12 protein-coding genes are annotated in these 19,357 nt (G+C 46.0%); 10 read left to right on the top strand and 2 right to left on the bottom strand.

Annotation, left to right across the window (positions count from 1 at the left end; translation table 11 throughout):
* Window positions 1-10: 10 nt before the first annotated feature.
* Window positions 11-1,846, bottom strand: coding sequence for a GBS Bsp-like repeat-containing protein (locus tag GKG43_RS03945; protein ID WP_050640362.1), 1,836 nt, complete (start codon window positions 1,844-1,846; stop codon window positions 11-13).
* 254 nt (window positions 1,847-2,100) lie between these two features.
* Between GKG43_RS03945 and GKG43_RS03940 the strand changes: the two genes are divergently transcribed.
* Entirely contained in the window at window positions 2,101-4,254 is a 2,154-nt protein-coding gene (locus tag GKG43_RS03940) for a Tex family protein (RefSeq protein ID WP_055155342.1), read from the top strand.
* Between the two features lie 456 nt (window positions 4,255-4,710).
* On the opposite strand, the gene GKG43_RS03935 is transcribed toward GKG43_RS03940, so the two are convergent.
* Window positions 4,711-5,268: a biotin transporter BioY gene (locus GKG43_RS03935; RefSeq protein WP_082202928.1), complete on the bottom strand. Its 558-nt coding sequence runs from the start codon at window positions 5,266-5,268 to the stop codon at window positions 4,711-4,713.
* Between the two features lie 170 nt (window positions 5,269-5,438).
* Between GKG43_RS03935 and GKG43_RS03930 the strand changes: the two genes are divergently transcribed.
* The 9 genes from GKG43_RS03930 to GKG43_RS03890 all read left to right on the top strand — a co-directional run bounded on the left by GKG43_RS03930 (window position 5,439) and on the right by GKG43_RS03890 (window position 19,174).
* Complete coding sequence (locus tag GKG43_RS03930) at window positions 5,439-6,989, top strand: thioester domain-containing protein (protein ID WP_129878713.1); 1,551 nt, start codon at window positions 5,439-5,441, stop codon at window positions 6,987-6,989.
* Window positions 6,990-7,430: 441 nt separating this feature from the next.
* Window positions 7,431-10,904 carry an ABC transporter ATP-binding protein gene (locus tag GKG43_RS23255; protein WP_243125815.1) on the top strand — a complete coding sequence of 1,158 codons (3,474 nt, stop codon included), beginning with the start codon at window positions 7,431-7,433 and terminating at the stop codon, window positions 10,902-10,904.
* A 312-nt stretch (window positions 10,905-11,216) separates the two neighbouring features.
* Window positions 11,217-12,218, top strand: coding sequence for a LacI family DNA-binding transcriptional regulator (locus tag GKG43_RS03920; protein WP_129878711.1), 1,002 nt, complete (start codon window positions 11,217-11,219; stop codon window positions 12,216-12,218).
* A gap of 262 nt (window positions 12,219-12,480) precedes the next feature.
* Entirely contained in the window at window positions 12,481-13,392 is a 912-nt protein-coding gene (locus tag GKG43_RS03915) for a cupin domain-containing protein (protein ID WP_129878709.1), read from the top strand.
* A gap of 101 nt (window positions 13,393-13,493) precedes the next feature.
* Window positions 13,494-14,378: a sugar phosphate isomerase/epimerase family protein gene (locus tag GKG43_RS03910; protein ID WP_129878707.1), complete on the top strand. Its 885-nt coding sequence runs from the start codon at window positions 13,494-13,496 to the stop codon at window positions 14,376-14,378.
* Between the two features lie 32 nt (window positions 14,379-14,410).
* Window positions 14,411-15,394 carry an ABC transporter permease gene (locus GKG43_RS03905; protein WP_243125814.1) on the top strand — a complete coding sequence of 328 codons (984 nt, stop codon included), beginning with the start codon at window positions 14,411-14,413 and terminating at the stop codon, window positions 15,392-15,394.
* 43 nt (window positions 15,395-15,437) lie between these two features.
* A complete protein-coding gene (locus GKG43_RS03900) occupies window positions 15,438-16,946 on the top strand; it encodes a sugar ABC transporter ATP-binding protein (protein ID WP_129878703.1) in 1,509 nt (502 codons plus the stop codon).
* Window positions 16,943-17,950 carry an ABC transporter permease gene (locus GKG43_RS03895; RefSeq protein ID WP_129878701.1) on the top strand — a complete coding sequence of 336 codons (1,008 nt, stop codon included), beginning with the start codon at window positions 16,943-16,945 and terminating at the stop codon, window positions 17,948-17,950. The genes GKG43_RS03900 and GKG43_RS03895 overlap by 4 nt, the downstream gene beginning before the upstream one ends.
* Window positions 17,951-18,043: 93 nt before the next feature.
* A complete protein-coding gene (locus tag GKG43_RS03890) occupies window positions 18,044-19,174 on the top strand; it encodes a substrate-binding domain-containing protein (RefSeq protein ID WP_129878699.1) in 1,131 nt (376 codons plus the stop codon).
* Window positions 19,175-19,357: the final 183 nt, after the last annotated feature.

Here is a 19,357-nt window from a genome sequence, read left to right as displayed (position 1 = left end):
CCCAATTTTCTTAGTTAATAAATGCAGTTGTCTGAGCCATACAGTACAGATCGCCATGAACATCTCTCATATATATATGTACCTGGTAGTCACCAGTTTTATAGTTGTATGTTGATATGTCCACATTGATATGATAGCTTCCGTCCTCTTGTTGATCCATTGGAATCCACTGCAGATCACTTTGGTCTTCCTCTGTCCATATGGCAGCCAGCATGGATTCGACACCATCTGGAACATTCTCAAGATTGTTTACATTGACGGGGAAGGTATTTAAATTATAATCATACCCGCCAACACTGACTGTGGCTTTTGGAGCCTTTCCTTCTCTGATCAGGAGTTCAGGTTTGCTTTCATCCAGGTCGGCAAGTTCTTCCATTAACTGAGACTTACGGGAAAGCTCTTTTTTCATAGTATCAACCCCGAAACGTTCGGTCAATGTCGGCTTTTCAGAAAAAAGATTCGTACCAAGACCTAAACGGTCTCCGTTAATTGTAGCACCTATGCTGGCAAGAGTCGTTGGAAAATTATCAAATGTAGTGTAGTTGCGTGTATCTGAAGTGGTATTCTGTACCGCGGGGTTAATATAGGTTGTATAGACCTTACGGGTATAGCTGTCATCAATATCCTGACAGAAATCACTGTCCATTGTAGGATGATCACCGGCAATTACGATTGTTGTATTCTCATAAAAACTTTGATTCTGAATCCAGGAAACAAAATCAGCTACCTGTTTGCTGGAGCAGGCCATTACATTTGCATATTGATCGTCACCAAATGTATCTGGGCAGACTTCGCATGGAAAACCATCTTCAAAATGGGTGTCAACGGTTAGCAGTGTTAAATTAAACGGAGTATCCTGCTCTGAAAGTTCCAGCAGTTTATCCTCTGCAAACTGAAATAGTTTATGATCTTCAAATCCCCACCAAACACGGTAATCTTCGGGAATCCAACCGGCTTTTTTAGCATATTCGTAATCCAGAATGTCGAAATTGCCATGTTCGGTATAGTACAGCTGCCTGCCCCCAAAAACGGCATCAGAGCCTATCATTAAAGTCTGAGAATAGCCCTCCTGTTCCAAAATATCCCCAAGAGTTATTGTATTAGCAAAAAATGAGTTCTGTGTGTCCATGGAATTAGACTCAATAGATATACTTAGCGGGATACCTGACGACTGTGAGAACATCGCTGCAATAGTCCATGTAGCGCCAGGCATTGCATATCCGCCGTTTAACTCAGGTGAAATTCCCGAAAAATCTTCGTTTTCCTGTGCCAGTGACGTTAATTCAGGAATTACATTTTGTTCAAATGCCCCCCCATTTTCTTTGTCTGCATAGGTTGTCTCCATAGATTCTAAAAATATGTATATCAAATTCCTTTTTTGCTCTGGAAAAGTGATTTCCGTATCTCTGGGATCGATGTAGTTGTCATCGATAAATGTGGAGTAAACCCCCTGATCCGCTACATAGGTTCCAACATCCAGATTGTCCCAGGCATAGCTGACAGACTTTCCTGCTGCGAGCAGAGGTACAATAATACAGATTGCCATGATGAAATTGTATACTTTTTTCTTTTTTCTGAATCCGGTAAAAAGAATCACGACGAGAAATAGAATTAGAATTGCAGGGACTGCGCAGGAGTTTAAGTACTCCTGAATCATACTCTCATTAGTACCCTCCAGAGGGGCTGTCAAATGGAACATGAGCTCATCCATTGACAGGTTGCTCCAGGTCTGGAACATCCATATAATACTGAAGCAAAGCAGTGTAGCAGTCGTGCTTAATATCACTGCCAGCAGTGTTCCGAATCCACGGAAGAAGTTTTTTATCATTGATAGTATTTTTTTCATTTTACACATCCTCTGTCTTTTTAAATTAACTTCTATTATTATAAAGCGTAAACTATTTTGTTGCAAGATATTTCATGGGGGAGTAATGCTAAAAAATTATACCCAATTTTGGTGGTTTTTGCCGGATATTTTCCATAATAAGGCATGAAAAGATGGAGAAAATGTTGTAAAAAAGGCGTGCTTTCCTGTATAATAGAAAGAGTTGTGGTTCTTTGAGGCCAAACTGCAGGAGTAAAAAGAGAGGTACGGACTATATGGATATTAATCAGAAACTGACAGAGGAATTAGGAGTAAAACGCTGGCAGGTGGATGCGGCGGTTAAGCTAATTGATGAGGGAAACACCATTCCTTTTATTTCACGATACAGAAAAGAGGCAACGGGTTCGCTGGATGATGAGCAGCTTCGAAAGCTGCACGAAAGATTGATTTATCTTCGGAATCTAGAAGAGAAAAAGGAACAGGTGCTGTCCAGTATAGAGGAACAGGGAAAACTGACGGCGGAACTAAAAGTGCAGATACTGGCGGCAGAGACTCTGGTGGTGGTGGAAGATTTGTACCGCCCGTATCGGCCAAAGAGGAGAACACGCGCCACGATAGCAAAGGAGAAGGGGCTGGAGCCGCTGGCAGCAGTGATTACATTGCAGCAGGCTAAGGAACCTCTGGAAAAGGAAGCGGAGAAATATGTTTCTGAGGATAAAGGAGTCAGCTCCGCAGAGGAAGCTATCGCAGGGGCAAAGGATATTATCGCGGAATCCATATCTGATGAAGCGGATTACAGGAGCTGGATTCGAAAAATCACGGCACAGAAAGGAAAGCTGGTTTCTTCGGCCAAGGATCCCGAGGCGGAGTCGGTCTATGAGATGTATTATGAATTTGAGGAGCCGGTTTCGAAACTGGTTGGACACCGTATACTCGCATTAAACCGCGGTGAGAAAGAAAAAATACTGACAGTGAAAATAGAAGCTCCGGAGGAGGACATTATCCGCTATCTGGAAAAGAAGACAATCCGTCAGAATAATCCGTACACTTCACCGGTGCTGAAGGATGCGGTGGAAGACAGTTATAAGCGTCTGATTGCGCCGGCCATTGAACGGGAGATCCGCAATGAGCTGACAGAGAAGGCGGAGGACGGTGCGATAGAGGTATTCGGAAAGAATCTTCATCAACTTCTGATGCAGCCGCCGATTGCAGGCCATGTTGTACTGGGATGGGATCCTGCTTTCCGTACAGGATGCAAGCTGGCTGTCGTGGATGAGACGGGGAAAGTGCTTGGAACAACCGTCATTTATCCAACGGCCCCCACCACGCCGCAGAAGATTAAGGCATCCAAAGACTTATTGAAGAAAATCATTGCAAAGTATAATATAACACTGATCTCCGTAGGGAACGGAACGGCATCCAGGGAATCCGAACAGTTTATTGTAGAGCTGTTAAAGGAAATCCCGCAGAGCGTGCAGTATGTTATTGTAAATGAAGCAGGCGCTTCGGTATATTCTGCGAGCAAGCTGGCCTCCGAAGAGTTTCCGAAATTCGATGTGGGACAGAGAAGTGCAGCGTCTATAGCAAGGCGGCTCCAGGATCCCCTTGCGGAACTGGTAAAAATAGATCCGAAGTCTATTGGTGTGGGGCAGTACCAGCATGACATGAATCAGAAGAAGCTGGGGGAATCCCTGAATGGAGTTGTAGAAGACTGTGTAAATAAGGTGGGAGTGGATTTGAATACAGCATCTGCTCCGCTGCTGTCATATATATCTGGTATTACAGCAGCCATTGCGAAAAATATTGTGGTTTACAGGGAAGAAAATGGCCGGTTTAAGGACCGGAAGGAGCTGCTCAAGGTGGCGAAGCTGGGGCCCAAGGCTTATGAGCAGTGCGCAGGATTTATGCGTATTATGGAAGGACGGAATCCCCTGGATGCGACCGGGGTTCATCCGGAATCCTATGCGGCCGCAGAAAAGCTGTTATCCAGACAGGGATTTAAACCGGAGGATATTACCGGGGGCAATCTGACAGGGCTTTCTCTTACAATCAAAGACTATAAGCAACTGGCTGATGAGCTGGGGATCGGAGAGATTACACTGCGGGATATTGTGAAGGAGCTGGAAAAACCGGCCCGCGATCCGCGTGAAGAAATGCCAAAGCCGATTCTGCGCACGGATGTACTGGATATGAAAGACTTAAAAGAAGGAATGATTTTAAAAGGGACTGTTCGGAATGTCATTGATTTTGGGGTGTTTGTGGATATCGGAGTACACCAGGACGGATTGGTGCACATATCCCAGATCACGGACCGGTTTATCAAACATCCGTTGGAAGCCGTCAGCGTGGGAGATATCGTTGATGTGAAGGTGATGAGCGTAGATCTAAAGAAAAAAAGGATACAGCTTACCATGCGGGGGCTGGCTTAAGGGACGCTTCGTAAACGGATAGCCGGACTGGCTGGGGGAATGTATATGCTCTTTTGATATGCGGGCGTCTGCCTGAGTGATTCTAAGAAAAAATACCGCCGGGAATGTGGGCACGGGATGACACAGCGCGAGAAATTTGATAATTTCTCGTGCTGGGTCATCCGGAAACATGATTCGGAATCATGTTTCCTCCCACATTCCCGGCGGTATTTTTTCTAAGAATCACTGGGGCAGACTAGAGCATTTCAAAAGAGCATATACATTCCCCCAGCCAGTCCGTTATCCGTTTACTGCGCTGGTGAAATAGGTCGGGAGGCTGTCGGAGAATGAGAGGGGGGCGGTATTGGAGGGGAGACTTTAATCGGGCGCCTGGGACAGGCTTCCGATTAAAGGCGGGGGTGGTACAAGAAGCGTTGATTTCTTATATAAGTGTGGAGTTTTTGGCAGTTATTGGATTTATTGGCGCAGTGTGGCGGCTCTTAGTTTGGGGCCCAGGAGGGTTGCTATTATGATTTTGACCAGGTCTCCGGGGAGGTAGGGGATGACTCCGGCGGCTAGTGCGGCGGGAAAGTCTAGGTTCATTTGGTGGGCAAGCCAGGTGGTTCCGAAGAAGTAGCAGACCAGGGTTCCTAGTACCATTCCGAGGAGGGCGTAGGGGAGACGGGCTGCAAAGTGATCTATGAAGAAGCCGGCGATGAGGGCAAGGAAGATGAAGCCTATCAGGTAGCCTCCGGTGGGGCCGGCGAGCTTTCCGATTCCTCCGGTGAAGGCGGAGAATACGGGGAGGCCCACTGCTCCCAGGAGGAGGTAGGTGATGAAGCTGATGGTTCCAAATTTCATGCCGAGGACGTAGACGGTGAGATAGACGGCCAGGTTGGTAAAGGAGATCGGAACCGGACTGAAGGGCAGAGGGATGCTGAAGGGGCCCAGTATGCATGTTACGGCTGTCATTACTCCGACGAGGGTGAGCTGTTTGGTTGTGATAAATGTCTTTTGGATGGGTGCATTTTCCATGATGTTTTCCTCTCATTTTGTATTTTATGTTGTTAGTATAAAAGAAATTGGATGGAATGTCAACTTGAAATATAAAATAGTTAACAATCCAAACGGTGTCTTATTTTGCGAAACATTTTGTCTGATTTAGCATACTGTATTGTGAAAATGATTTTACTGGAGAATGAAACATGGCTTTAAGTAATAATGCTGAAATGAATCGTCTTGTATCACGTCCATTTATAATTTATTCAGGTACGGACTTAACAGGGACTGCGACTGGGGACGCTGAGGTGCGCAATTATTGTGCACTGCCGTATACTTCCGCATCCAGATATCAGTTGGACAGACCCGATCATAATAATATTTTTCAATTTCAAAGGACTATTAATGGAGTTACGGAAAAGGCGTACTGCCTTGATAAATTTGCGGATGGACCATATAATGATGTACCTTATGAGAGCGCACCTTTTGAAACTATTTTTGCCTCAGCTACTGAACGGCAAAAGCAGATGCTGGCCTGGATTCTGGCAAATTGCTATCCGGCAGTGAGCGCACAGGCGACTTTTGAGTTGACCGGAACAGATTATGCTGCAAGTCCGGTTCTTGACGATAACGATGCCTATGCGGCGGTTCAGGTGGCGTTATGGGTGCTCTTGGGGCAGATTGCTCCGGATGAAGTGAATTTTCTGGAATGCTCATCCACGGAACAGCATCCGAAGTCAGTCAGGCTTCGTGCCACGGTGCTCAGGCTTCTGGAACTGGCCGGGGAGTTTGCAGACGATACGGCAAATCCGGCTCCGCCTGTCAGCGCAAATACAGCTGGATGCTGCACAGATAATCCTATCGACTGCTGTAATACGGGAATAATTCCCACTGTTTCTAACAAACCATATCTCGTTTTTAAAGGCTGTCCGGATGAAGTCAGAACCGTGTGCGGGCGTCTCCTTATCGGCCCATTTATGCTGCAGTCGGGATTTACCGGAAAACCGGTGATAACAGTTGAACCGATCTGTGTATGTCAGGAAGGATTCTCTGCTTCTTTTATGGATTTTTGCGGGAATAAAATGGATGCGCCTTCTATTGGAGATGAATTTTATATTGCAGTTCGTACTATTAAAGATTATATTTGTTTTACCGTTCGTGCCTCATTTACGGGAACTGTCACAAGGGTTGTTACGATGAATCCCACGGGTACGGGGCAGAATTACCAGCCTATAGGTACGACGTTTGAAGATGTCCAGGTAAACTTAGAGGCATCTGTCTGCGTATGTGCCTCTGTACCGCGTAATACAGAGAAGAAGTCCCACTCTCAGACGGGCATCAGTATTAATAACAACAATAATAATAACAATAATAATAATAGTAATACTAACAGCAACAGCGGATTATGGCATGGAGGCATGTATCCATGGCCAAACTATATAATTATGTGCCCGCCGCCGGGCTGGTACCCATCCTGGCCATCCAGGCCGCCATATCCACCGGAACCGCCATATCCACCATACCCACCGAAACCGCCATGCCCGCCGGAGCCGCCATGCCCACCAAAGCCGCCATGCCCGCCGGAGCCGCCATGCCCGCCGAAGCCGCCATGTCCGCCGGAGCCGCCATGCCCGCCGAAGCCGCCATGTCCACCGGAGCCGCCATGCCCGCCGAAGCCGTCATGTCCTCTGTGTCCGCCGTGCTGCCCGCTGAAATCAGAGTGTTCATGTAAGAACGGTCATAATGCAGAATCGTGAGACTGCTATTATAACAGTAGGATAATTACTTTCCGGGGGGACTAAACTGAGCCGCTATATGGCTGATTTGCAGGAGTCAACAAAGAAAAAATAATTAAGAAAAACCGGTATTAGTAAAAGGAAAAGAAAATATGGAGATCCGCATGCTTATCGGCTAAGTGCCGTTCTTCAGAAAATAAGCATGCGGATCTTTTGTTTTTGGGGGCAGCGAGCCGAAGTTAAGCAAGCCTGGCCTTGACGACTGCTGTGAGGGCAGCCCCTTGGAAACTGGTTAACTTGCCCTGTTTTGCAAGAAGTGTTTAAATTAGTCTTATAACGGGATATAATGCAGATAGAGGACCCGGTTGATATTGCCTTTTCGCGGCAGGTGTAGTATCATCTAAGCCACATTGAATGTTAGACAGGCAGGGAACGTGATTGAGAAAAAGAGGTGGGACAGACATGGAAGATAAGGCGCGTAAGGTCAACAGGCCGGAGCGTATTGTATCCTATTTTAAAATGGAGAAGCGGACTCTTGCTGCCGTTGCCGTATCCGGGATTATTTACAATGCAGGGATGGTTGCAGGCCCCTGGTTCGAGGGAATGCTGGCGCAGTATCTGTGCGATATTATCGGCGGGAAACGGGTGTTTCAGGATATGGTTATGCTGGCCCTGTCCTATATTGCTGCGATTTTACTGGTGGAGGGAATGCGCTATCTCAAACGGCTTTATGTGAGACGATTTGCTAACCATGTGAATCGGAATATGAAGCAGGTGCTGTACCATAATCTCGTGCACAGGGGCAAGCCGGAACTGGGCACTGAGGATGTGGGAGCTGTTATGACCAAAGCCATTGCAGATGTGGACACCTGTGTGGAAGGGATGCGAAAGTTTACGACAGAGGTTTTTGATACCGGTGTCGTAATGATTGCCTATTTGACAATGCTTTTTTCATACGACTGGAGACTGACCATAATCTCCGTTTTGTTTCCGCCGGCGGCATACTGGCTGGCCGGAACATTAAAACGGACGGTATCAAGGAGGGCAGCGGCATATAAGGAAAGCGCGGGCGTTCTGAACGGGGCAACCCTTGACCGGATATCCAATGCAGTGCTTTACAGGGTTTATGGGCAGGAAAAAAGCAGGGATACAGAGTATGAGGAGCAGCTGGGAGATTACGAGAAGAAAGCGGTGTATGCAAATATATGGGAAAATGCGATGCAGCCCCTCTATAAAATCATTTCGATGGCAGGGATTATTTTCATTATCTGGTTCGGCGCAAAGAATGTGCTGGGCAACGGATGGACATCCTGGGACATTGCAGCATTTTCCACATTTTTATCTTGTTTTACCAGGCTGGCATCTAAATCCTCGAGGGCGGCAAAGCTGTTTAATGCGGTTCAGAAGGCACAGGTATCTTGGATACGGATTAAACCGTATATGCAGGATATCCCGGATGAGAAAGAAACAGGGCCGGAATCGCCGGTACGGCTTTGCGTTTCAGGGATGAAGTTTGCATACCCGGATGGGAAATATGTGCTGGAGGATATTTGCTTTTCCGCGTGTCCGGGCGAGATAATAGGAGTAACCGGAGCCGTGGCATGTGGAAAGTCTACGCTGGGGAAAGTGTTTCTGTGCGAATATCCATATGAGGGAAGTATCAGACTGGAAGGAAAGGAACTGTCGGCTCTTGCCCGGGCCGGAAGAAAGATGACCGCTTATATGGGGCATGAGCCGGAACTTTTGAGCGCTACTGTGGAAGACAATATACTGCTTGGAGAATCCGGGGATGTCAGTGGCTGTCTGAAGGCGGTGTGTATGGACCAGGAAGTATCGAAGATGCCGGATGGGATTCACACTATGGTGGGCAGCGGCGGAGTCAGGCTTTCCGGAGGGCAGCAGGCGCGGATTGCACTTGCGCGGACACTTTTTCATAAAAAGCCGGTCATTATACTGGATGATCCGTTTTCCGCGGTTGACAGAAAAACAGAATGTGAGATTATGCAGAATTTAAAGGCGTTCACGAAGGACAGTATCGTATTGATTTTATCCCACAGGCTGACTTTGTTTCCACAGATGGACCAAGTAATCTGGCTCGGGGAGGGCAGAAGCACGGTCTCTGACCACAGGCATCTGATGCAGACCAATGAGGAGTACGCACATCTGTTTCAAATGCAGAGTGGGCAGAGCGTGCCGTTCATAGGAGCAGAAGAGAGACAGGCAGAATGTACAGATAACTTAAATGATGCGCAAAAGGCCGGGGCTCCGGTTCAGAAGGGGCAGACCGGGAAAAAGAATGGCAGGAAGCAGAATTACATCTTTTCGGTGGTAAAAAGGATTGTAAAGGAACAAGTGCTTTTGTCCATTGGGCTGGTGATTGCAGTGGCAGGTACTGTCATTGCGGGCCTCCTTCCCCCGCTGCTTCTGGAACGGATTGTAAACCGGCTGGCAGGAGGCGCAGATGTTCTGCCGGGGCTGGCGGCGGCTTACTTTCTTCTGCTGGCGGCAGCAGGTATCTTTGATTCGGCAAAGGAAAGCCTGATCACGGTTTTCGGCCAGAAGGTTACCCACGGACTGAGAAGTGTGATGTGCAGAAAGCTGTCAAAACTGCCGGCATCCTACCTTATAGACACAGAACCGGGAGTGACGGCATCAAGATTTGTAAACGATGTAGATACGGTGGAATCCCTGTTTACATCCGGTATTATCAGCATGGTTGTAGACATTTGCCGGGTAGTCAGTATTCTGGCGGTCATATTCGTAAAGAGCCGCGGTCTTGGGATGCTTATGGCGCTTGCAGCACCGATTTTATATTTGATTACACGTGCATTTCAAAAAAGAATGCTGAAGGCTCAGCTTGCCAACAGAACCGCGGTGGGCAGGGCAAACAGCCATGTGCCGGAAACAATCAGGAATATAAGGATGATCCATACATTTCATAAAGAAAAATATATGGAAAAATGTTATGACAGATATATCCAGGCCGGATACCAGGCATTAGAAAAATCCAATTTTTATGATTCCATTTATTCTCCGATTATCATTACAATCAGGGCGGCTCTGATTGCGGTTATGATGGTTCTGGCTGCAATGGGCGGAAATATGCAGGGGCTTTTTGGAATGTCTGTCGGAACAGCAGTGGCGGTGATTGCATATGTCAGCAAAGTATTTGAGCCGTTGGAGAGCATCGGGATGGAGATTCAGAACATTCAGTCTGCCGTGGCGGGGGTATGCCGCATTCATGAATTTCTAAATGAGCCGGGGCGCAGGCTGCCGGAAAATGAGACGGCGGCTCTGGATGAATGCAGCCCGGCAGCTGCGTTTCATTCCGTCAGCTTTGGGTATGAGGACGGGCGGGAAATTCTCCGCCAGTATAGTTTTGCGGTTCATACAGGAGAAAATGTGACATTGACCGGAAGAACCGGTGTTGGAAAGAGTACGGTATTCAAGCTGCTGCTGGGGTTATATCCTCCATGGAACGGAAAGGTATGCATCTACGGGGTACCGTCAGACCAGATCCCGGATGCCCAAAAAAGAGGGCTTTTTGGCTATGTGGAGCAGTCATTCCGGCTGGTCCCGGGTACCGTGGCAGAGCAGATAAGCCTGAAAGACAGCAGGATAACCCGTGAGGACATAGAGCGGTCGGTTCATATGGTGGGAATGCATGAGGCGGTTATGGATCTGGAAAACGGATATGATACCCTGTGCACCGCCGGTCTGTTTTCACAGGGACAGATGCAGCTGCTCTCGATCGCCAGAGCGGTAGCAGCCAATCCAAGAATTCTGCTGTTGGATGAAATTACTGCAAATCTGGATTCGGCTACAGAAGAGAAAGTACTGGCGGCTCTCCGGGCAGCATCGACAAACAGAACGGTTATTTCCATATCCCACAGACTTTATGAACAGCGCGGAGGACGGATGGTTCATTTAGGGTAATGGTTCAGAAAGGCCTGAACGGTTACCATTTTTCATTACCAATAGAAAGTGCTTCGCACTTTCCTCTGATCTGCAATACGGAACTTAGCTGGGATTTTACCATATACTAGTATCTTGAAAAATATCTTGTATAATAACTCGTCGGAGTTGTTTCGTCTAAACTTTTTCTAAAATTTCATGTGATTTTATACAAAGTTTAGACGTAAAGTTTATTAAAATTGCTTAAAATACAAAAAGTAATTGACACCAATAAAAAAGAGTGTTAAGTTAAAATTACTAAAAATAAAAACGTTTCGACAAGCAGAGGTCATTATGCAGGATATAGTTACGATAAAAGATATAGCAGCAAAAGCGGGTGTTGCAGTTTCAACAGTATCCAGGGTTATCAATAATCTGGACCGTGTCAGCCCGAAGACAAAGGAGAAGGTACTTAAGGCAATCGACGAACTGGGTTATGTTAGGAATGATTTTGCTGCATCAATCAAGACAGGTGCAACAAAGTTTATTGTTACGATAGTTCCAGACATTGTCAATGAATTTTATATCTCAGTTATCCGCGGGGTGGAAAAGGTGGCGCGTGTAAGAGGATACCGTACCATATTTTATACGGTAGATGACGGGAAAGGAATGCACAGCGGCGTTTTAGAGGAAAGTCTGGAGAGAGTAGTAGACGGGATCATCCTGATTCAGTCCATACATAACAAGATAGAGGCAGAAAAGATCGGCAAGCCGGTTGTATTAATCGACCGCGAAGAGCCAGCCAGCGATATGCACTCAGTGACGGTGGATAATTACAGGGGGGCATGCCTGCTAACACAGGAAATTATTGATAACGGGCATTCCAGGATTGCTTTTATAATTGGAGACAGTACTTTTAATGTCATGGTCGAACGTATGAGAGGATTCCGTGACACACTGTCTGCCAACCATATAGAGATACCGGATGAGTACATCTGTATTGGTGACTGGCAGCAGGAGACAGGAGAATATTATTTAGAAAAGCTCCTGGAACTGCCCGAACCGCCGACTGCGGTTTTTGCAGGTAACAACCAGATAGGTTTTGGCTGTCTGAAGTATATGATGGATCATGGTATAGTAGCAGGGAAGGATCTTTCCCTGGCAGAGTTTGACGATTCTATCATGGCGCAATACCTTGAAGGCGGGATCACCTGCATCTCATCGCCTATGGAAGAGATGGGACAGGCGGGCGCCAGGCTGTTGATCGATTTGATTGAACATGGCGGGAGCGCCAATAAAAAGGTAATGCTGGATACTAAACTGATTCGGCGGAATTCCTTGGCAAAGCTGGATTAAACAGCTTTCGCTCTAAAATAAAAACGTTATGACAAAGGGGGTGTAATTTTTTTTCTTATTTTATAAAAAAGTTATGACAACTGTACAGCTATGATACGCAATCATAAAAGCTTGATAAAACTGCAGGAAAAGCTTATGGGTAATAGATTAATAAAATCGAAAGATTATTTTTTTTAACAAAATGTAAAAACGTTTTGACAATACTGTCCTAAGATATTTAATTTTAATATTAAATAAATTTCAAAGAAAAGAGGTAATTAGTATGGCACGAGTAGAATTCAGAAATCATCCCTATACGGAAGGAGGTATTAAGAAAGAGCCCATTTTAATAACGCGGGAAAATGTAGGGTATTTTACATATCCTGACTTTGATATTGCACACAGTGATTTAAACACTATGCTTGTAAGTACTCCAAATTTATTTGCTGCATATTTTGAATTATCCCCGGGAACACAGTATGGTCCGCCGGATTATCATCCGAATGATGAGATCTATCTTGTTTTAGAGGGGGAGCTGACGCAGGTAAGCCCCTACAGCGGACAGGCAGTCACAGTAAAAGCAGGCGAAGCCCTGATTATGCCGAAAGGCTGTGTACATGCAGGATTTAATTTTGGACAAACGAAGATGAAAGCATTCTCCTGCTCACAGGGAATTGTTGATGACCAGTTATTCCCGCTTGATAAAGAAGGAAAATGGAATCTTTATAAACGCGGCTCTAAAGAAGAATTTCCGGAGCCTCAGCCGTTGTACCGTTCGACAAAGATGGGGACGATCAATGATATTGGAAAATGGCCTATGGATTTTGAGGAATTGCGCAAACCCACACAATATCTTTATAAAGTTTCCGAAGAAGACAAATTACGTGTTGTGCGCGGACTTGAATTTCCGATCCTTATGAAAATCAGTGTATCAAATGATTCCATTCAGATGGGCGAGTACATTATACCGGCAGGTGGGATTCAGTGCCGCATGTCTGAACCGGATTCACATGAAGGCGAGACTTGTATCTATGTGATTGAAGGGGAGATGGGTGTATTCATGACAGAAACGAGGGAGACCTTTAAGATCTTCCCGGATGAGGCCATTTATATTCCCGCCGGTCAGGAGTATTCCATGATCAATTATGGCACAGAACCTGTACATGCAGCCTTTGTAATCACACCTTCTTTCTAAAAATACATATTAATCTTACTCAAAGCGGTCTTTCTTATGGCGGAAAATGAAGCCTGAGAGACGCTTTGAGAAAATAATAAAGCGTAAGGCGGGGAAATTTTATGAAATACGGGATCTATTTTGCCTACTGGGAAAAACAATGGGCGGCGGATTACAGAAGATACATTAATAAAGTAAAGACTCTTGGATTTGACGTACTTGAAATCTCATGCGCTGCACTCAAGAATATGACAAGGGAAGAGATGCTGGGGTTAAAAACGGAGGCCAAAAAACAAGACGTAGTCCTAACAGCGGGATATGGGCCGGCAGCAGCAGAAAATCTTGCGTCAAATAATCCGGATGTGATAAAAAATGCGATTTGTTTTTATACAGATATATTGAAAAAGCTGGAGTTCATGGATATTCATACGATTGGCGGCGGGATATATTCATACTGGCCGGTAGATTACAGCAGAACCATTGATAAAGAGGGAGATTGGGCAAGGAGTGTGCAGAATGTTCGCACTGTAGCAAAGATTGCAGACGGATGTGGTGTGGAGTATTGTCTGGAAGTTTTAAACCGTTTTGAGGGATATCTTTTAAATACAGCAGCAGAGGCGGTACAGTTTGTAGAAGAGGTTGATGAGCCGGCAGTAAAGGTTATGTTAGACACATTCCATATGAATATTGAAGAAGACAGCATGATTGGTGCGATCTTAACTGCGGGGGACAAGCTGGGGCATTTTCATGTGGGGGAAAACAACAGGAGATGCCCGGGGAAAGGAAACATGCCCTGGGTGGAGATCGGCCGTGCTTTACGTCAGATAGGATATGAAAAAAATGTAGTAATGGAACCATTTGTCTTGAAGGGCGGAGAAGTTGGGCGCGATATCAAGATTTGGAGAGATTTGTGTAAAGATGAAGACAGACTTGATGAGGATGCAAGGAATTCTGCCGTCTATTTAAGATATGCATTTAGCGGACCCTGTTCAGACTACAGCCTATGACTGTACGAATCGGGAATCTGGGAGGAAAGAAAGTGGAAAGAATAAAAAACAATGCAATAATCAAAAAAATGGGGCTGAATAAGCTGGTTTTGTGCGGAATTCTATTGGTAATGTACATATTTTTTGCAGTAATAAGCCCCACGTTCTTGAAATATTCCCGCATATTAAGTGCCTTAAATTATGCTTATTTTCTGGGATTCCTTTCTTTGGGAGTGAATTTTGTAATCGCAACTGGCGGAATAGATTTTTCAATAGGGCCGGTCATGTTCTGCGCAGCACTTATTTCCGGGCATCTTTTAACGGCAAATGGCTGGCCGCTGCTGCCATGCCTGCTGGTCAGCATATTGACAGGCGCCGCTTTTGGTATGGTGAATGGCTTTTTGGTTGCTTATGGGGGCCTGCCGTCTTTTATTACCTCTATGGCAAGTATGATGGTTTCCAAGGGGATTGGCTCCGTTTTTACAAAGACCCAGTCAGTAAGCTGGCCGCAGGTGACAGAAGAAAATGGATGGTTCAGAAATCTCGTAAAAATGAAAATCGGTGCAGTGCAGATTCCTGCCGGTCTGATTCTTTTGTTGATAGCGGCAATTATCTGTGCAATTATCTTAAACAAAACAAAAATGGGGCGCTATATTCTTTCGATTGGAAGCAACCGTGAGGCAGTCCGCCTGTCTGGGGTAAATGTAAAAAAATGGGAGATGCTTGCCTATGTGATCTGCGGCATACTGGCGGGGACTGCAGCAATCTTTTTCATAGGAGCATACTCAACAGTCCAGCCGGGGCTGGGCGATACCTACAATAATGAAGCGATTGCAGGCTGCGTAATGGGCGGAACTTCCATGGCGGGCGGTACGGCTTCTATAGGGGGAACCTTCATTGGCGTTTTGATTATCGCGTTGCTGCAGGAAGGGATTCTGGCGATGGGATTCCAGAAAGATTACCAGTATGTGATCACCGGTTTCATTGTGCTGATTGCAGTATATGCGGACATCCGCAGCAGACGCAGGCGCAATTGAAAAGGCATGTTTTCAAAATAGCAGAAAGAATGAAGGTGAGCAAATGGGTGATGTAATTTTAAGTATGCTGGACATTGATAAATCATTTCCAGGCGTACATGCACTGGACCGTGTACATCTGGAAATCCGCAGAGGCGAGGTGCATGCGCTGATGGGTGAAAACGGGGCTGGAAAATCCACGCTGATGAAAGTGCTGACAGGCATTTACTCAAAGGACAGCGGTACAATTCTATACGAAGGGAAAGAGATAGAATTCACGAATCCGAGAGAGGCACAGGATGCAGGGATCGTAATCGTGCATCAGGAACTGAATATGATGGGGCATCTGACGGTTGCACAGAACATATTTATAGGACGGGAAATACGAAACGGTATTTTAATTGATGATAAAAAAATGAATGAAGAAGCAGCAAAACTGTTCAGACGCCTGAACATCAATATCGATCCGACGGAGAGCATGAGCAGGCTGACTGTGGGGAAACAGCAGATGTGTGAGATCGCAAAGGCGATTTCCCATAATGCAAAGGTCATTATATTTGATGAGCCATCGGCAGCACTGACAGAATCAGAGATCTCAGAACTGTTTAAGATTATCCGGGACCTGAAGGAGAAACAGCTCGGGATTGTGTATATTTCCCACCGTATGGATGAGATTAAGGTTATAACAGACCGTGTGACGGTGATGCGTGATGGTGGATATGTTGGAACCCTCATCACGGATGAATGCACAAAGGATGATATCATTAATATGATGGTAGGCCGGGTGATCTATGAGGACCCGAAAACCAAGAGTACAGTCCCGCCGGATGCACCGGTTGTATTGAAAGTTGAGCATTTGAATGCGGGGAAGATGGTACAGGATGTAAGCTTTGAACTGAGAAAAGGAGAAATCCTTGGCTTTTCAGGGCTAATGGGAGCCGGCAGGACAGAAACGGTACGGGCGCTGTTCGGAGCGGATCCGAAGGAGAGCGGTGACATCTATATAAACGGACAGAAGGTTAATATCAAAAATCCGGAAGAAGCAGTCAGGTATGGGATCGGTTATCTGTCAGAAGACAGGAAACGTTATGGAATCGTGGTAGATAAATCGGTGGCAGAAAATTCAACGATGGCTTCGCTTGAACACTTTATGAAAGGGATATTCATTGACCGCAGAAAGGAACATGAAGCCGCCCAAAAATATGTAGAGATTCTGAAAACAAAAACGCCCGGAGTTGACCAACTGGTTGTAAATCTGTCGGGAGGAAATCAGCAGAAGGTTGTAATCGCTAAGTGGCTTGTAAGAAACTGCGATATTCTTATATTTGATGAGCCTACAAGAGGGATTGATGTGGGTGCAAAGAGCGAGATTTATCATTTGATGAATCGGCTTGCGGCGGAGGGGAAGTCCATCATCATGGTGTCTTCTGAAATGACAGAGATTCTTAGAATGAGCGACCGTGTCATTGTCATGTGCGAGGGCAGGAAGACCGGAGAGATGGATATTTCGGAAGCTACGCAGAAACGGATTATGCATGCAGCAACACTGCGGAACCAGGAGGAGAGTAAATGATAGAGAATCAGCACAAAAAAAGAAATGCATTTACAGATAATTTGCTGGTCAATGCAATTGGGACACAGAAAATAGTTGTTGTATTGGTTCTGATTGCCCTGATTCTGTTTTTCAGTGCAGTCAGCCCTGCATTCCGTCAGTATGCGACGGTTCTGAGTGTCATGGATTATACATATTATCTGGCATTTATGGGAATTGGAGTTACGTTCTGCCTGATAACGGGTGGCGTAGACTTGTCCATCGGCACGGGAATGATCTGCTACGGACTGATTGGCGGCTATATGATTACTCATCTGAATATGCCGGTAATTGCGGGGATTCTGTCAACACTTGCAGCGGGCGTGATTATGGGAGTGCTGAATGGCCTGATCGTTGCCAAGTTTGAATTACCGCCATTCCTGGCAACGCTGTGTACCATGATGATAGCCCGTGGACTTGGCTCTATTGTGACGGGCGGCATGAGTATTACCTGGCCCCAGGCTTCTCAGGCCCAGGGATGGACGCGGAGCTTGTTTAAGATAACAGTGGGAAATATACAGCTGCCAATCGGCTTCATATGGGTTCTTCTTTTTGCCCTAATTATGAGTATCGTGTTAAACAAGACCAGGCCCGGGCGTTATATTATAGCAATCGGCAGCAATAAAGAAGCGGCGCGCCTGTCGGGGATTCCCGTTGTGAAATACCAGATGACTGCATATATCTTTTCCGGCTTTTTTACAGGGATGGCTGCGCTGGCATATTCGTCAACATTTCAGGCGCTGGCGCCCGGAACCGGTGCAGGAATTGAATTAAATGCAATCGGCGGGGCAATTATCGGCGGGACATCCATGAGCGGCGGGCTGGGCTCGGCAGCAGGGACAATTCTGGGGATCTTTATTATGTCGGTGCTCAATACGGGGCTTCCGTACATTGGACTGCAGGCAAATACGCAGCAGATTATTATTGGAATCGTATTAGTTGCAGCAGTATTTATTGATGTCTGGAAAAATAAAAGGCTGGCATAGGAAAAGGCAGATTTGGTTATAAGTGTTAAATTTAATGGTTGCACGCCTCATTTAAAGTGCAGGCTGACAATAAAACAAAAGGAGGATTTTTCAATGAAAAAGAAACTATTATCCGTATTACTTTGCACAGCTATGGCAGCAGGCCTGGTGATGGGCTGCGGTTCTGCAAAAGGAACCGAAACAAAGACTGATGATGCGTCAAAAGAGGCAGAAACAGAAGACTCTGCGGCAGCCGCAGGCGATTTGAGTTTCGAAATTGTATCGAAGGGGTTCCAGCATCAATACTGGCAGGCTGTCTTAAAGGGTGCGGAACAAAAAGCGGAAGAATTAGGAGTAAAAATTAACTTTGTCGGACCGAATTCAGAGTCTGATATCGCGGATCAGGTACAGATGCTGAACAATGCCGTAAACCAGCAGCCGGATGCAATCGGCCTTGCGGCCTTGGATACAAGTTCCTGTCTGGATGCGATCCAGACGGCTCAGGACAATGACATTCCAATTGTCGGATTTGACTCTGGTGTAGCCAATGCTCCGGACGGCGCAGTCTATGCAACCTGTTCTACGGACAATTATGCAGCGGGAGAACTGGCGGCAGAGATGACGTACGAAGCAATCAAAGACAGGATTGCCGATGCCTCCGAAAGTGTACGTATTGGTGTTATGAGCCAGGATGCGACTTCCGAGTCCCAGATTAACCGCGGGCTGGGATTCATCGATAAAATGGGAGAACTTATCATAGCCGATGGTAAAACGGTGAATGTAGAAGGAAATGAAAAATTCGTTTCCGGTGCTGTCTGCGAAAAGACAAAAGACGCAGATGTGGTAATCGAAGTTACTGTGCCCGCGAGCGTAGATGCTGCACTCTCAGCAACAGACTGTGCAAACCTTTTGAATAAGGCAGACACAATTGCGGTCTACGGTGCGAACCAGCATTCGGGAGAGGCCATGGTTACCGGCAATGAGAACCTTGGAAAATTTGGCACCAAAGAGGGACAGGTCATTGGCGTTGCATTTGATTCCGGTGCTGTTATCAAAGGAGCGGTTGCAGACGGCACATTCCTGGGCGCCATTACTCAGGCTCCTGTAGCAATGGGAGAAACTTTGGTAGATCTTTTGTATAAAGTAGCAAATGGAGAGTCTGTCTCAGATATCGATACAGGCTGCCAGTGGTATACAGCAGACAATATGGACGATCCGGAGATTGCACAGAATCTTTATGATTAAAAATAGTAAAAAAGTAGGTGTAAGCAGGTTTTTTTATACCTGCTTTTTTACATATTCAGTTTTTTTACTTTTGTTGTTTTAACAACATACTTGAATGCTTACCTGCATTATACTGTGCTTAACAGCTGGAGGCGTGATTGATTAAAGTTATCAGGTATTGCTGCTATGAAGCAGCGGAAAGGA

This window comes from Eubacterium sp. BIOML-A2 (genome assembly GCF_009680135.1).
GTDB classification, from domain to species: domain Bacteria; phylum Bacillota; class Clostridia; order Lachnospirales; family Lachnospiraceae; genus Faecalicatena; species Faecalicatena contortus_B.
Note: the sequence above shows the minus strand (reverse complement) of the source record. Positions and strands in the feature narration are given on the sequence as shown.

Coding starts and splice junctions, on each gene's coding strand:
- GKG43_RS03920 (WP_129878711.1), top strand. CDS start 11,217: ATGCAGGATATAGTTACGATAAAAGATATAGCAGCAAAAGCGGGTGTT.
- GKG43_RS03945 (WP_050640362.1), bottom strand. CDS start 1,846: ATGAAAAAAATACTATCAATGATAAAAAACTTCTTCCGTGGATTCGGA.
- GKG43_RS03940 (WP_055155342.1), top strand. CDS start 2,101: ATGGATATTAATCAGAAACTGACAGAGGAATTAGGAGTAAAACGCTGG.
- GKG43_RS23255 (WP_243125815.1), top strand. CDS start 7,431: ATGGAAGATAAGGCGCGTAAGGTCAACAGGCCGGAGCGTATTGTATCC.
- GKG43_RS03910 (WP_129878707.1), top strand. CDS start 13,494: ATGAAATACGGGATCTATTTTGCCTACTGGGAAAAACAATGGGCGGCG.
- GKG43_RS03935 (WP_082202928.1), bottom strand. CDS start 5,268: ATGGAAAATGCACCCATCCAAAAGACATTTATCACAACCAAACAGCTC.
- GKG43_RS03890 (WP_129878699.1), top strand. CDS start 18,044: ATGAAAAAGAAACTATTATCCGTATTACTTTGCACAGCTATGGCAGCA.
- GKG43_RS03915 (WP_129878709.1), top strand. CDS start 12,481: ATGGCACGAGTAGAATTCAGAAATCATCCCTATACGGAAGGAGGTATT.
- GKG43_RS03900 (WP_129878703.1), top strand. CDS start 15,438: ATGGGTGATGTAATTTTAAGTATGCTGGACATTGATAAATCATTTCCA.
- GKG43_RS03895 (WP_129878701.1), top strand. CDS start 16,943: ATGATAGAGAATCAGCACAAAAAAAGAAATGCATTTACAGATAATTTG.
- GKG43_RS03930 (WP_129878713.1), top strand. CDS start 5,439: ATGGCTTTAAGTAATAATGCTGAAATGAATCGTCTTGTATCACGTCCA.